We start from the raw sequence: 15064 nt of genomic DNA, 5'->3' as shown, positions 1-15064 counted from the left end.
ATACATTGAAAAATATATGAAACTTTTAGTTGTAGGAAGTGTTGCATTTGATGCAATTGAAACACCATTTGGTAAAACGGACAAAATTTTAGGAGGTGCAGCCACTTATATCGGAATCACTTCATCAATTTTAGGCGTTAAATCCGGAATTGTTTCTGTAGTAGGAGGAGACTTTCCACAGGAACATCTTGACATGTTCACAAACAGAGGTGTAAACATCGAAGGAATTGAAATCGTGAAAGAAGGAAAAACATTCTTCTGGTCCGGAAAATACCACAACGATCTGAATACAAGAGATACTCTGGCTACAGAAGTAAATGTACTGGAAAACTTTGATCCGAAAATCCCGGATTCAATGCAGGATGCCGAAATTTTGTTACTTGGAAACCTACACCCTGGAGTTCAGTTATCTGTACTTGAAAAAATGAACAACCGTCCTAAACTGGTTATCCTTGATACCATGAACTTCTGGATGGATTCTGCTTGGGATATTTTGATGGATATGATTGCAAAAACAGATGTAATTACCATCAATGATGAAGAAGCAAGACAGCTTTCAGGAGAATATTCTTTGGTAAAAGCGGCGAAAAAGATCCACACAATGGGTCCTGAATATGTAATTATTAAAAAAGGAGAACACGGAGCTTTACTTTTCCATGACAATAAAGTATTTGCTATCCCGGCACTTCCGTTAGAAGATGTTTTCGACCCTACCGGAGCCGGAGATACTTTCGCAGGAGGTTTCGCGGCCTATCTTGCTAAAAAAGGGAAAATTGATTTCGAAACGATGAAGTCTGCCCTTATCGTAGGATCTGCAATGGCTTCATTCACCGTAGAAAAATTCGGAACAGAAAGAATAGAAGAAGTAACCGAAGCGGATATGTTCAGCAGATTGAGACAATTCAAAGAATTAACAACATTTGATGTTGAACTGCAATAAATAAGTCTTTTTAAGAAATATTTATAATAAAAAATTGAAGGAAATTCGTTAAGAATTCTAAATTTGCAACTTGTTAAAATAGTAAAATGACAAATAAACTAAAAATCACTTTTCTTCTTGGGATTTTCATCATGATATTCTCTTCAAATATGATGAATGCCCAGCTAAAACAAGGAGATTTGGTGGATGGTATTGCAGCTGTTATCGGGGATGAGATTGTATTGGAATCTGATGTAATCGAGCAGATGAATTATGGTAAACAGCAGGGAGCTGCCAACACGGATAAATGTGAGTTCCTGGAAAACCTTATCAGCAATAAGCTTCTTGTATACGAAGCAAAAAAGGACACCTTAATTGAGAACCGTTCTGCAGCCATCAAAGAACAGGCTAATGCAAAATACCGTCAGATGCTTTCTCAGTTTCCGGATGAAAAAACAATGCTTGCAGCCTATAAGTTCAGAAATGCTTATGAACTGAAAAATGCTATTGAGAAAATAGATACAGACCAGTATTACGGACAGGCAAAATACCAGAGAGTTACTGATAAAGCAGACGTAACCCCAAATGAGGTAACTGATTTTTACAATATGTATAAAACACAGCTGCCACAGGTAAAAGATGAGGTTACTTTAGCTCAGATCATGATTTATCCGTCACTTACAGAAGCTCACAAACAAGACCTTATCAACAGATTGAAAAAAATCAAGCAGGATATTATCGGAGGGGAAACTTTTGAAAGCCAGGCAAGAATCTATTCTGAAGATGAAGGATCAGCGGCCAACGGGGGATTATATAAGAATATCAATAAAGGGCAGATGGTGAAGCCATTCGAAGCTGCTGCATTGAACCTTCAGGAAAATGAAATCTCAGATCCTGTTGAATCTGAATTCGGATTCCACATTATTCAGTTGGTAAAAAGATCTGGTAAAGTATATGATGCAAGACATATCTTGTTGAAAGCTGTTCCTACTGATGATGAGATCAAAACTGCAAAAGCAAAATTAGACAGTATCAGAGGGCTTATTATGGATGGCAAAATAACATTCAAAGATGCGGCTTTTAAATTCTCAGATGATAAAAGAACAAAATTCAACGCGGGGATCATTCCCGGAGCTGATGGTTCCGATAAAATTGAAAGAGAAAGTATCCCTGGAACAATCAGCTACGAATTGGCAGGATTAAACAAAGGAGATATCACTACTGCTTTTGAAGATGAAGAGAACAAGAGAAAACAAATCAAGATCATCAAAGTGGAAGATGTGATTCCTTCTCACCAGATTACCCTGGAAACAGACTTCAGCAGAATCAAGCAGATGGCGCTGAATAAAAAGAAAAGTGAAATGGTTGAAAAGTTTGTCAACTCCAAGTTGCCAACCACTTTTATTTCAATCGACAAACGTTACGACAGCTGTAACTTTAAGTCTAACTGGAAGAAACAATCCATGTCAAAATAAAATCTAAACCTTCAGAATTTCTGAAGGTTTTTTTTATCATCAGACTTTATAAAGACGAAAACCATGATGGAAAATATTGACAGATATTTCCCGGAAAACCATTGTTTTTAGTATTTTTACGCATGAGCAATTTTATAGATTTTAACGCTGCAAAAAAAATTCATGACATGGAGGGAACACACAATAGAATTTCACACCTTTTCAATATTAAATATCCGATTATCCAGGCAGGGATGATCTGGCATTCAGGCTGGAGACTTGCTTCCGCAGTTTCCAACTGTGGAGGATTAGGAATAATAGGAGCAGGAAGCATGTATCCTGATATCCTGAGAGAAAATATCCGGAAATGTAAACTGGCAACAGATCAACCATTTGGGGTAAATGTACCGATGTTATATCCTAATATTGAGGAAATCATTCAGATCATCCTTGAAGAAGGAGTGAAAATTGTATTTACGTCAGCCGGTAATCCGAAAACCTATACGGAAACCCTTCAGAAAGAAGGTATAAAAGTAGCCCATGTAGTATCCTCTACCAAATTTGCTGTAAAATGCGAAGACGCGGGAGTTGATGCCATCGTTGCAGAAGGTTTTGAAGCAGGAGGGCACAACGGAAGAGATGAAACAACTACATTCTGCCTTATACCTAATGTAAAAAAGCATATTTCTAAGCCGTTAATCGCAGCCGGAGGAATTGCTTTAGGTTCACAGATTAAAGCTGCAATGATTCTTGGTGCAGATGGAGTACAGATTGGTTCCCGTTTTGCGGCTACAACCGAAGCAAGTGCTCATGAGAACTGGAAAAAGAAAATCACAGAATTACAGGAAGGAGATACACACCTTACTTTAAAAGAACTGGCACCTGTAAGAATGGTTAAAAATAAATTCTTCAATGAACTGGAAGATATCTATGTGAACGGAAGAAATAAAGATGCCTTAATTGCCTCATTAGGAAGAGCCAGAGCAAAAAAAGGAATGTTTGAAGGAGATATGGAAGATGGAGAACTTGAAATAGGTCAGGTTTCTGCCTTAATAGATGAAATTCTTCCGGTGGAAAATGTTTTCAGTCATCTTTTAAAAGAATTTGAAGCAACAAAAATGCCTGTTTTTTAATATGATTTTTATTTGATGGAAGGAAGAATAATTAATGTAAAGGGACAAAAATTATATATTGAACACAATAATCAATTTGAAGGCAGGCCTACAATTATATTTCTGCATGATTCATTAGGATCAGTACAGCTTTGGAGAGAATTTCCTGCTAAACTATCAGAAATTGCACAATGTAATATCCTTGCGTATGACCGTTTAGGTTATGGGAAATCTTTTCCTATGCTTACTCATGAAAGACCCGTAAATTATATGGAGCTGGAAGCAGATTTGTTAAATAATTTATTGATCGAAATGGATATTGATAATGCAATTCTCTTTGGACACAGTGATGGAGGAACAATAGCCTTAATTACCGCTTCAAAATATCCTGAAAGAATAGAAGCCGTTATCTGTGAAGCTGGTCATATTTTTGTGGAGGAGGTAACTTTAAAAGGAGTTTATGATGCCTGGGAAGCTTATAAAACGACCAATCTTCCTCAGCGTTTACAGAAATACCATGGTGATAAAGTAGAAATGCTTTTCAAAGCCTGGACAGAAACCTGGACACGCGAAGATTACAAAACCTGGAATATTGAATATCTGTTGAAAGATATTAAAGCTCCATTGTTATTTATTCAGGGAGAGGCTGATGAATACGGAACTTTAGATCAGGTAGAAAAAACAGTGACTCAGGTGAGTGGAAGTGCAGAAAAATATATCATCCCCGGAGTAGGACACACACCTCATAAAGAAGTGCCTGAGCTTGTGTTGGAGAAAGCGGCCGGATTTATCAGCAAATATTTCTAATATGCAATATCAAACAAGACACCTATTACCGGGTGTCTTTGTTTTGTTAAATAACAGATTCATCTATTTTTTATTTTAATAACTGAAGTTCAGCTGTAATGTTTTCCTTTGCCTGGTTTTCATATTTTTCACTAAAATACTCTGTTTTAAAGATACTTTCAAGTTCAAGAAAATGCTTAAGTACTTTTCTGCGTCCCGGTTTGTAAAGAAAGTCAGGATAGATAGCATATTCTTTCCTGATATTTTGAGTATACTCCAGATAAGTTTTAAAATCTTTACCCAATACAGAAAGGTCAGCATCGAGAAGATAATTCGTTTCCTCACTATCAGACTGCTGATGTGATTTTGTTGCCAGAATCTGTGCAGAAATGATTGAAATTTTATGTTTATCTATATGAAGTTCGGCAAGCCTTTTTTCTGCCTTGGCAGCACTTTTCTCCTCATTGGATTTTGAAGAAGCATCATAGATAATATCATGATAAAACACGGAGAAAGAAATCGCTGTGAAATCTGAAATATTACCTTTCACATCTTCAAGTTCTTTAAACATATTGTCAAGATGAAGAAGATTGTGGTAATGTCTGCCTTTTTCAGAATATTGGGTTTCAATCTCTTTCCACAGGCTGTTGATCAGCTGTTTGTCTTCCGTGAAAGGAGAACAAAGTGCTTCAAATTGATTTTTCAGATTCATAGAAATAAGATATAAAAAAAGGAACTTTTAAAAAGTTCCCTGATTTGCTTCCAGAACAGCCTTCAGCTCAGCCCAGCCTCCGCCGTTATAACCGTCCTTTAATCCTTGAGCGTTAAGATAATCCAAAGCCTTTCCGCTTCTGTTTCCACTTCTGCAGAATAAGATTACTGGTTTTTCAACAGATAGAATTTCATCCTGTCTGTCTTCCACTTCACCTAGAGGAATATTCTTAGCACCATCTATATTACCGTCCATTTCAAGCTCCATTGGCTCACGAACGTCGATTAATTCATAGTTTCCTGATTGTATTACTTCTATTAAAGACATAGTTGTTGGTTTAAACATTAAATTAGAAACGAAATTACGTATTTTTTTTTTGAAAAAATTCCTAATGAAAATATAATTTTTTCAGAAAAGAACCATCAGTGGAATGTACTTTGGCAGAAATCAGAACATTGATAAAATAATCTTAATTTTGCAGTGTGAAATTAATGAATGCAGACGCTGAAAAATATTCTCAACTGATAAAGTCCAAGGCAAAAAGTTTTGGGTTTCAGAGTTGTGGCATTTCGAAAGCTGATTTTCTGGAGGAAGAAGCTCCTCATCTGGAAAAATGGCTGAAGAATAATTATAATGGCGAAATGAAGTATATGGAAAATCATTTCGATAAAAGGCTTGATCCGAGACTCCTGGTAGAAGGTTCAAAATCTGTGATTTCACTTTCCTATAATTATTTTCCTGAAGAAAAGATTTCAACGCTGGAGAATTTTAAAATCTCAAAATATGCTTATGCAGAGGACTATCATGAAGTAATCAAAGAAATACTCCGTGAAATGGTTGCAGAGCTGCAGGAAGAAATAGGCGGATTCGGATTTCGTGTTTTTGTAGATTCTGCACCGGTTTTGGAAAGAGCCTGGGCTAAAAAGTCGGGAATAGGCTGGGTAGGAAAAAATGCCAACCTTATTACCAAACAAAGCGGTTCTTTTTATTTTCTGGCTGAAATTATCTGTGATCTGGAGCTGATTCCTGATCACGCCACTACAGATCATTGCGGAAGCTGCAGGAAATGTATTGATGCCTGTCCCACAGATGCCATCGTTTCTGAAAAAATTATAGATGGAAGCCGGTGCATTTCTTATGCAACCATAGAGCTGAAAAATGAAATTCCGGATTATTTTAAAGATAAAATGGAAGACTGGATGTTCGGCTGCGATATCTGTCAGGATGTTTGCCCATGGAACCGTTTTTCCGCTCCCAACAAACAGAGCCGTTTCCAGCCCAATGAAGCTTTGAAAAATTTCAAAAAAGGAGAATGGAAAGAACTTACCCAGGAAATTTTCTCCGAAATCTTCAGAAAGTCCCCAGTAAAGCGCACCAAATTTACAGGACTTAAGAGAAATATAGAGTTTTTACAGAAGTCTTCAGACTGATTTTTCCCTAAACTTTCGGTGATAATCCCTCATTTGGAATTTTTTGAATTTCCAAACCAGAGCTGATAATTGACCATTCCTCAAATTTTTCGCTTTAAGGAGGTGAAGATTTACATCAATAAGTTTCTTGAAAAGCCTTTCCTATAAAGAAAAAAAGATTTTCAGGAGATTAAAATCTCACAGAAAATCAACGTTTTTTTTGTATTCTTTTAGGAGCAGTTTTTACTCTTACTTTAAATCTTTTTTGGGATTTAGTATTTTTACGCATATTTGTGAATGTTTCGTAACTAAATATAGCTATTTTTCCGATTAAAACAAATACTTTTACTAAAAATTGTAGATTAAATTTTATTAAAAGATGACTGTGAAAACTGTAGCAATGTATCTCCTGAAAGTGATAGGAATTATTTTAGGAATTGTGATTATTTATGCCATCCTTGGGCTGCTGATTCCCTATATTCCCGTTTCTGCAAAAGATGACGGACAGAAGAAAGAAATCCCTATTTATATTTATACCAACGGAGTGCATACTGATATAGTAATGCCGGTGAAAAATGACCTTCAGGACTGGAGTCAGAAAATTCCTTTCGGAAATACTAAATCTAAGAAAACAGATTATCAGTATATAGGAATAGGATGGGGAGACAAAGGGTTTTATCTTGATACGCCTACATGGGCAGATCTGAAATTTTCTACAGCTGTGAAAGCAGCATTCTGGCTAAGTGATTCTGCAATGCACTGTACTTATTATAATACGATGAAAGAAGGTGATGACTGTAAAATGATTATGATCAGCAGAAGCCAGTATGAAAATCTTGTGAAATATGTAGAAGATAAATTTGACAGAGACCAGAACGGAAATTTCATACTGATCCCTACCAATGCTGTATACGGTGATAATGATGCCTTTTACGATGCAAAAGGTACTTACAGCTTTCTTTATACCTGCAATACCTGGTCCAATAACGCTTTAAAAGCCGCAGGACAGAAAGCCGCCCTTTGGACACCGTCTGATTTCGGAATCTTTCAGCATTATAAATAAAATATGAAAAGGATTTTTTTGTTTTTCACCATCTTTTGGATGTGTTCATGTTCACAAGAGAGAAAAAATAATACAATAAGAGCGGTAGAAACATCAGTAGTTGCAGAAAAGAAACCTGAGGCAGATCTTTCTAAATTAAAATTAAAAGCAGACGAAGCTTTGAAATTCTGTGCTTCAAAGAATCTTAATAAAGATTTCTGCATTCTCATTGATATGAGCCTTCATTCTGGTGTTAACCGTTTTTTCGTTTGGGATTTTAAAAACAATAAAATCGCCAATAAATATCTCGTAGGACATGGCTGCGGTTCCAATTCATGGAGTAAAGATGATTCTAAAGCAAATCCCGGATTTAGTAATGAAGACGGAAGCCACCTTTCATCTCTGGGAAAATATAAACTGGAAGGAAGAGGTTACAGCGATTGGGGAATCAATATAAAATACCTGATGCACGGCCTTGAAGAAACCAATAGTAATGCTTTAAAAAGATTTATCGTCTTTCATTCCTGGAATCTGATGAGTGACGAAGAGGTGTTCCCAAAAGGTTCACCCGAAGGATGGGGCTGCCCAACCGTTTCCAACAATGCAATGAGGGAAATAGATCCGATGATTCAGAAATCAGGAAAACCTGTCCTGATGTGGATCTATAATTAAATCTTTGTTATACCTTTGTTTCATAGTATTTAGGTTAACTGATTCCGTTTTATGAAACATACCCTTTTCCGTGAACAACAGCTCAATTGTGATATAGAAACCGCCTGGAAATTCTTTTCCTCAGCCAATAATCTTTCAGAAATTACCCCGAAAGACATGGAATTCATTGTATTGACGGAAATGGAAGATGATGAAATCTATGAAGGAATGATCATTGATTATTATGTTTCTCCGCTATTCGGTATTAAAATGAAATGGCAGACCGAGATCACCCATGTTGATTACCAGAAAAGCTTCATTGATTTTCAGAAAAAAGGTCCGTACAAACTCTGGAACCACCATCATGAATTTATTCCCAATGAAGAAGGTGTTCTGATGAGAGACACCATAGATTATGAACTTCCCATGGGATTTTTAGGAGAAATTGCCCATCGCCTTTTCGTCAGAAAGAAACTGGAACATATCTTTGATTATCGTTTCAGGATATTGAGTAAACTGTTCTAGATATTCAATAGAAATGGGCTTTAGCCCGTTTGAATAAGAAAACAAAATTTCAATTGGCTTTAGCCAAAACTTAAAACAGTCAATAATCAGATATATTACATTTCTTATTTTATTCTGAATTGTAGAGGTAGATTCTCTACGGAATGGCAGACTGCATGAATAAACTTTGCGTTCTATTGTCATTCCGCAGGAATTCAAATACGCATGAGTAGAATTATTCACTAATTGTTTAAGTTTTTTTAACAATTCCGTGACTGGATTTTCCAGCAGAAATCCCTATTTTTGCACAACTATCGTTTTTACTGAAAAACTAAAGTATTCTGATTGACATGGCAGGTCTGAGGTCATTTTTCTTATTTTATATCATACTGGTTTTTTCCCTTTTCAATTCGAATTGGGTAGAAAAATCGTTGCAGAATATCCCGCATGTTCCTCCTGTAACAAACATTCATGTTCTGGATGTTTACGAAGAGGCAGATATGAATACGCATGCATTGCCTGCTGCTGCCAAAATTGTAAAACATTCAGTTAAAAAAAACGATCCTGGTATTGCAGATTTTTCAGGAATATTAAAAGGTATTCCAAAAATTACGCTTCCTGAGATCGCAATTTCTATTATTTGTGGCGTTAAATCTTTTCTCCATCTCCTCCAGCTGTACTAGGTTTAAGTTTTTGAAAACCAAATCATTTTAACGGAAATCTTATAACTTAAACATTTAAAAATGTATTGTAAAAACGTAATAATTTGCATTCTTGCAACATTATTCGCTGTGTCATGCAGTAAAGACAAGAAAAACAACAATCAGAAAGATAAAGAAGTTCCCGTACTGGAAATCAAAGAAAAAGATACATTGGTGAGCAACCAGTTTGTCACTGATATTCAGGCTAAAAAGAATGTTGAAATGCGTTCCAGAATCGGAGGTATTATACAGCATATCTATGTAAATGAGGGGCAGTTTGTCCATCAGGGGCAGGCTTTATTTAAAATCAATGATGCCGAACTGCAAATGGAACTGCTGAAAGCCAATGCAGCGTTAAAACAGACTGAAGCAGATGTTCGTATTGCAGAAGTAGAACTGAAACAGATTCAGAGTCTTCATGCCAAAAAATTTGTGGCCAACAATGAGCTGGAAATGGTGAAAGCCAAATTATCCTCTGCCAAAGCAAAACATGCATTTGCCGATGCAGAAAAGAGAACCGTTCTTCAGAAAATAAGCTTTACAAGAATTACGGCACCTTTTGATGGAGTGATTGATGTAATTCCCCATAAAGACGGAAGTTTGGTGGAAAACGGTACTTTGCTAACCACACTCTCTCAATTGAATGAAGTGTATGCCTACTTTTCCATTCCTGAAAACTTATATTTTGAGCTTTTAGCCAACGATAAGATCGGAAATCATCAAAAGATCGAACTGACACTGCCAAACGGAGTGAATTACCAGTTCAACGGAGCTTTGAAAACCGCTGAAGGAGAAATCGACAGAACCACAGGTTCCATACGTTATAAAGTGCTTTTCCCGAATCCGGACCGTTTGATTAAACACGGTACTTCCGGGAAGCTTATCATTTCCGAACAACAAAATAATGCGATCCTTATTCCGCAAAAATCAACCTTCTCCATTCAGGATAAGACCTATGTTTTTGTTGTGGATAAACAGAATAAAGTGAAAATGACCAATATTAAGATCGGAACTACCCTGAGAGATTCTTATATGGTGGAAAGCGGTCTTAAAAAAGGAGATTTAATCATTTATGAAGGAACTCAGTCTTTGAAAGATGGTGATATTATCAAAATCAAAAAGAAGTATTAACCTTTCATAATCTTTAAATCAATTGACTATGGTAGAAATGTTTATAAGACGAAAGGTTCTTTCGTTGGTTATTTCCATATTATTTGTATTACTGGGAATTATGGCGTTACTGAAAATGCCGATCACCCAGTTTCCCGATATTGTACCGCCTTCAGTAACCGTTACAGCAAAATATACAGGAGCGAACGCCGAAGTGTCTGCCAATGCGGTAGCCCTTCCTCTGGAACGCGCGATCAACGGAGTACCCGGGATGACGTATATGTCTACGGTAACCTCCAATGACGGTCTTACTCTTATTCAGGTGTTCTTTGAGGTAGGAACAGATCCTGATGTAGCAGCGGTAAACGTTCAGAACAGAGTAACAACTATTCTTGATGAGCTTCCTGAAGAAGTAATCAGAGCTGGAGTAACTACTGAAAAAGAGGTGAACAGTATGCTGATGTACCTTAATATCACCAGTGCAGACCCCAGCCAGGATGAACAGTTCATCTATAACTTTACGGATATTAACGTCCTTCAGGAGCTGAAACGTATTGATGGAGTAGGGCGTGCTGAGATTATGGGACAGAAAGAATACTCGATGAGAGTATGGCTTGATCCTCAGAAAATGGCAGCGTACAATATTGCTGCAGATGAAGTAATCACTTCCCTGCAAAAACAGAATATTTCTGCAGCACCAGGAAAAGTAGGTGAAACCTCTGGTAAAACCTCCAGCCAGCTTCAGTATGTGATTAAATATAAAGGAAAGTTTTTTGAGCCTAAACAATATGAAGAAGTTCCCATCAGGTCTGATGTGGACGGAACCATTTTAAAGCTTAAAGATATTGCTAAGGTTGAATTCGGAGCGATGAACTACGGAATGGTTTCCAAAACAGACGGAAGACCTTCTGCGTCGATCATGATGAAGCAGCGTCCCGGTTCCAACGCATCTGAAGTGATTGAAAGTGTAAAGGCAAAAATGGAAGAATTAAAAGTCACCTCTTTCCCTCCCGGAATGGAGTATAACATGGCTTATGATGTTTCCAGATTCCTTGATGCTTCCATCAGTGCAGTATTAACAACCCTTATTGAAGCCTTTATTCTGGTAGGAATCGTAGTCTTTATCTTCCTTCAGGACTGGCGTTCCACATTAATTCCTGTGCTGGCTGTACCCGTAGCTTTGGTAGGAACTTTTGCATTTATGAATATGCTGGATTTCTCTGTCAACCTTTTAACATTGTTCGCATTGGTTCTTGCCATCGGAATTGTGGTGGATAACGCCATTGTCGTCGTTGAAGCCGTTCACGTTAAAATGGAAGAAGGAATGAATGCGATGGATGCCACCATCAGTGCCACCAAAGAAATTGCAGGAGCGGTAGTAGCGATTACGATCGTAATGTCTGCCGTATTTATTCCTGTGGCATTCCTGGATGGTCCGGTGGGAGTATTTTACCGTCAGTTTTCATTAACATTGGCCATCAGTATTGTGATTTCTGGTGTTAATGCATTGACGCTTACTCCGGCACTTTGTGCGATTATTTTAAAACCTCATGATCACAATAAAAAGAAAACCATTATCGACAGAGCTTTCCAGAGTTTCAATACAGGTTTTGAAAGACTGACCAATGGTTATGTAGGTATTTTATCAAAATTTGCCACAAGAACTACAGTAACTTTCGGGCTGTTGTTTCTATTTGTGGGACTTACTTTTGTGACCAGTAAATTCCTGCCAACCGGATTTATTCCAATGGAAGATCAGGGAATGGTGTATGTAAGTGTTACCACTCCGCAGGGTGCAACAGTAGAAAGAACAGAAAAAGTATTGGATGAAGTTACGGTTATTGCGAAGAAAATTAATGGAGTGGAAAACGTGACCACACTGGCAGGATACAGTATCGTCACAGAAATCGCAGGTTCATCTTACGGTATGGCGATGATCAATCTTAAAGACTGGAAAGAAAGAAATATTTCAGTGAATGATCTTATTGCAGAGCTTTCAGACAAAACGAAAAGCATTGCAGATGCACAGATTGAAATCTTTGCGCCGCCAACGGTTCCGGGCTTTGGTAATACCAGTGGTTTTGAATTGCGTTTGCTGGACAGAACCGGAGGAACGATTGAAAATACAGATAAAATTACGAAGGATTTTGTTAAAAAATTAAACGAAGCTCCCGAACTGCAGAACAGTTTTACCAGTTTCGATGCTACTTTCCCGCAATACATGATCAATGTGGATTATGATATGGCAGCGAAGAAAGGCGTATCAGTAGACAACGCAATGTCGACATTACAAACGATGCTGGGATCTTATTATGCAACAAATTTCATCCGTTTCAGTCAGATGTACAAAGTGATGGTACAGGCAAGTCCGGAACATAGAGATACGCCTGAAAGTATTCTGAATTTATATTTAAAAAATGACAAAGGAGAAATGGTTCCTTTCTCAACCTTCATCACCATCGAAAAAGTATATGGTCCTGAAGTACTCACAAGGTACAATATGTATATGTCCGCTATGATCAACGGCGAGCCTGCTGATGGTTATAGTTCAGGAGATGCCATTGCAGCGGTAGAACGTGTAGCCAAAGAATCTTTGCCGAGAGGATTCGATATTGAATGGTCCGGAATGACAAGAGAAGAAATTTTATCAGGAAACCAGACCGTTTATATCTTTGCGATCTGTCTCTTATTCGTATATCTCTTACTTGCAGCGCAATATGAAAGTTTCCTTCTTCCCATGCCGGTATTATTGAGTCTTCCGACAGGAATCTTCGGTTCTTATATCGCTTTGGTAATAATGGGATTGGATAATAATATCTATGCACAGGTAGCTTTGGTCATGCTGATCGGATTGCTGGCCAAGAATGCCATCCTGATCGTAGAATTTGCGGTAGCAAGAAACAAACAGGGATTTGATATTGTTCCGGCAGCTATTGAAGGAGCAAGGCAGCGTCTGAGACCGATTCTGATGACTTCTTTTGCATTCGTAGCCGGACTTATTCCTCTATGCATTGCATCAGGAGCGGGAGCAATCGGTAACCGTTCCATTGGTACAGCGGCAGCAGGAGGAATGCTGATAGGAACTATCTTCGGATTGGTGGTGATTCCGGGACTGTATATATTCTTTGCAAAACTTGAAAATAAGAAGAAAGATGAAAAGATTAAATCATAGAAATATATTGTATGGAATAGCATCACTGAGCCTGGTTTCCTGTGCTGTTCCCAAGGTAACGGAGCTGAAAAAAGCTCAGGAATTGCCGGAGGAAATCATTAAATCCGACAAAAGCAAATCTCCGGATGAATTCCAGCAGATCAACCTGAAAGCTTATTTTACAGATCCAAACCTGCTTGAGCTTTTCGATAAAGTAGTTCAGGCAAATCCTGACTTCCAGATTGCACAGCAGAGAGTAGAGATTGCCAACAGTTTCCTTCAAAGATCAAAGATGGATTTATTGCCATCTCTTGAAGTGGGAGTGCAGGCTTCCGGTGACCGCTACGGAAAATATACAATGGAAGGAGTGGGGAACTATGACACCAACCTTTCACCCAATATAACGGAAAACCAGAAAATCAACAGAGATTTTACCCCTAATTACTGGCTGGGCGCAAGAAGCAGCTGGGAAATTGATGCCTGGGGAAAACTGAAAAATAAGAAGATTGCAGCTCAAAAGAAATTTTTGGCTTCCACGGAAGGGTTAAGATTATTACAGGTGGAGCTTTTCACAGATATTGCCAACCTGTATTACCAGTTGGTTGCTTTAGATAACCGTCTTGCCATTTATCAGAAGAACTATAAACTTCAGCAGAGAGCCTTTGAAATTGTTCTGGCTCAGCGTGAAGTGGGAAAAGCTACGGAATTGGCAGTTCAGCAGTTCAAAGCTCAGAATAACAACTGGCTGGCAGAGATTGAACACATAAGAGTGGAAATCGTGACAGTAGAACAGGCAATCACAACATTGACAGGAAGCTACGGCGGAGAGGTGAAGCGTGGTACAATACTGATGCCTACTAACATGGAAGTCTTGAATAAAACCATTAATGTAGAAAATGTGATCCATTCCAGACCGGATGTGGCTGCCAATTATTATGTGTTGGAAGCTTCTCAGGCTGATGCGAAAGCTGCAAGAGCCGCTTTTTACCCCAAAATTGATTTAGGTGCCGGTTTTGGACTGAATTCTTTCTCTGTAGAAACTTTTTTTAAACCAAGTTCCCTTGCCGGGCAGTTGTTGGGAGGATTAATGGTTCCTGTTTTCAATAAAGGACAGTTGAAATATGAATTCAAAGTAGCAAGTAAAGAGCAGGAAATTGCCTTTTTAAACTATCAGAAAAGCATTACGACAGCTTTTAATGAACTTCAGTCGATTCTGAAACAGACTAAGATCTATGAACGTGTTTTAAAACTGAAATCAGAAGAAGTTGGGTTTCTTGACCGTGGTGTTGAGGTCTCCAATGATCTTTATCTTACTGGATATGCCAATTATTTCGAACTGATCAATTCCCAGAAAAGCAAACTGACTGCTGAACTTGATCTATTGCAGTTTCAGCACCAGAATACCAGAAATAACGTCCTGCTGTTTAAAGCATTGGGAGGGAAACTGGATTGATTTTTACTTTTTTTACGATGAAGGAGCTGTCTTTTAGGCAGCTCCTTTTGTGTTTTAATC

Annotated in this window: 14 protein-coding genes; 12 read left to right on the top strand and 2 right to left on the bottom strand. The window is 37.9% G+C overall.

Annotated elements, in window-relative coordinates; translation table 11 throughout:
• The first annotated feature begins 16 nt into the window (after positions 1 to 16).
• The 4 genes from C8D70_RS14270 (at position 17) to C8D70_RS14255 (ending at position 4292) form a co-directional block, all read left to right on the top strand.
• Positions 17 to 940 (top strand): PfkB family carbohydrate kinase, encoded by a 924-nt coding sequence (locus C8D70_RS14270; RefSeq protein WP_110367740.1) that lies wholly within the window; start codon positions 17 to 19, stop codon positions 938 to 940.
• A gap of 86 nt (positions 941 to 1026) precedes the next feature.
• Positions 1027 to 2394, top strand: coding sequence for a peptidylprolyl isomerase (locus C8D70_RS14265; protein WP_076596813.1), 1368 nt, complete (start codon positions 1027 to 1029; stop codon positions 2392 to 2394).
• A 167-nt stretch (positions 2395 to 2561) separates the two neighbouring features.
• Positions 2562 to 3506, top strand: coding sequence for an NAD(P)H-dependent flavin oxidoreductase (locus tag C8D70_RS14260; RefSeq protein ID WP_076596831.1), 945 nt, complete (start codon positions 2562 to 2564; stop codon positions 3504 to 3506).
• 15 nt (positions 3507 to 3521) lie between these two features.
• Positions 3522 to 4292 carry an alpha/beta fold hydrolase gene (locus tag C8D70_RS14255; protein ID WP_110367739.1) on the top strand — a complete coding sequence of 257 codons (771 nt, stop codon included), beginning with the start codon at positions 3522 to 3524 and terminating at the stop codon, positions 4290 to 4292.
• Positions 4293 to 4362: 70 nt separating this feature from the next.
• Here C8D70_RS14255 and C8D70_RS14250 read toward each other — a convergent pair whose 3' ends face one another.
• A complete protein-coding gene (locus tag C8D70_RS14250) occupies positions 4363 to 4983 on the bottom strand; it encodes a hypothetical protein (RefSeq protein WP_110367738.1) in 621 nt (206 codons plus the stop codon).
• 27 nt (positions 4984 to 5010) lie between these two features.
• A complete protein-coding gene (locus C8D70_RS14245) occupies positions 5011 to 5310 on the bottom strand; it encodes a rhodanese-like domain-containing protein (protein ID WP_047420452.1) in 300 nt (99 codons plus the stop codon).
• Positions 5311 to 5474: 164 nt separating this feature from the next.
• Here C8D70_RS14245 and queG point away from each other — a divergent pair, with 164 nt between their 5' ends.
• The 8 genes from queG (at position 5475) to C8D70_RS14205 (ending at position 15004) form a co-directional block, all read left to right on the top strand.
• Positions 5475 to 6413: a tRNA epoxyqueuosine(34) reductase QueG gene (gene queG, locus C8D70_RS14240; protein WP_110367737.1), complete on the top strand. Its 939-nt coding sequence runs from the start codon at positions 5475 to 5477 to the stop codon at positions 6411 to 6413.
• Between the two features lie 358 nt (positions 6414 to 6771).
• Positions 6772 to 7455: a TIGR02117 family protein gene (locus C8D70_RS14235; RefSeq protein ID WP_110367736.1), complete on the top strand. Its 684-nt coding sequence runs from the start codon at positions 6772 to 6774 to the stop codon at positions 7453 to 7455.
• A gap of 3 nt (positions 7456 to 7458) precedes the next feature.
• Entirely contained in the window at positions 7459 to 8106 is a 648-nt protein-coding gene (locus tag C8D70_RS14230) for a murein L,D-transpeptidase catalytic domain-containing protein (protein WP_110367735.1), read from the top strand.
• 51 nt (positions 8107 to 8157) lie between these two features.
• Positions 8158 to 8610, top strand: coding sequence for an SRPBCC family protein (locus tag C8D70_RS14225; protein WP_110367734.1), 453 nt, complete (start codon positions 8158 to 8160; stop codon positions 8608 to 8610).
• 329 nt (positions 8611 to 8939) lie between these two features.
• Complete coding sequence (locus C8D70_RS14220) at positions 8940 to 9272, top strand: hypothetical protein (RefSeq protein ID WP_110367733.1); 333 nt, start codon at positions 8940 to 8942, stop codon at positions 9270 to 9272.
• 60 nt (positions 9273 to 9332) lie between these two features.
• Complete coding sequence (locus C8D70_RS14215; RefSeq protein WP_110367732.1) at positions 9333 to 10421, top strand: efflux RND transporter periplasmic adaptor subunit; 1089 nt, start codon at positions 9333 to 9335, stop codon at positions 10419 to 10421.
• Positions 10422 to 10449: 28 nt separating this feature from the next.
• Positions 10450 to 13572, top strand: a complete 3123-nt coding sequence (locus C8D70_RS14210) for an efflux RND transporter permease subunit (RefSeq protein ID WP_110367731.1) — start codon at positions 10450 to 10452, stop codon at positions 13570 to 13572.
• A complete protein-coding gene (locus C8D70_RS14205) occupies positions 13553 to 15004 on the top strand; it encodes a TolC family protein (protein WP_110367730.1) in 1452 nt (483 codons plus the stop codon). The genes C8D70_RS14210 and C8D70_RS14205 overlap by 20 nt, the downstream gene beginning before the upstream one ends.
• The last annotated feature ends 60 nt before the right edge of the window (positions 15005 to 15064 follow it).

Source organism: Chryseobacterium sp. CBTAP 102 (assembly GCF_003201365.1).
GTDB lineage: Bacteria > Bacteroidota > Bacteroidia > Flavobacteriales > Weeksellaceae > Chryseobacterium > Chryseobacterium candidae.
This window is presented reverse-complemented; position numbering and strand designations above follow the sequence as displayed.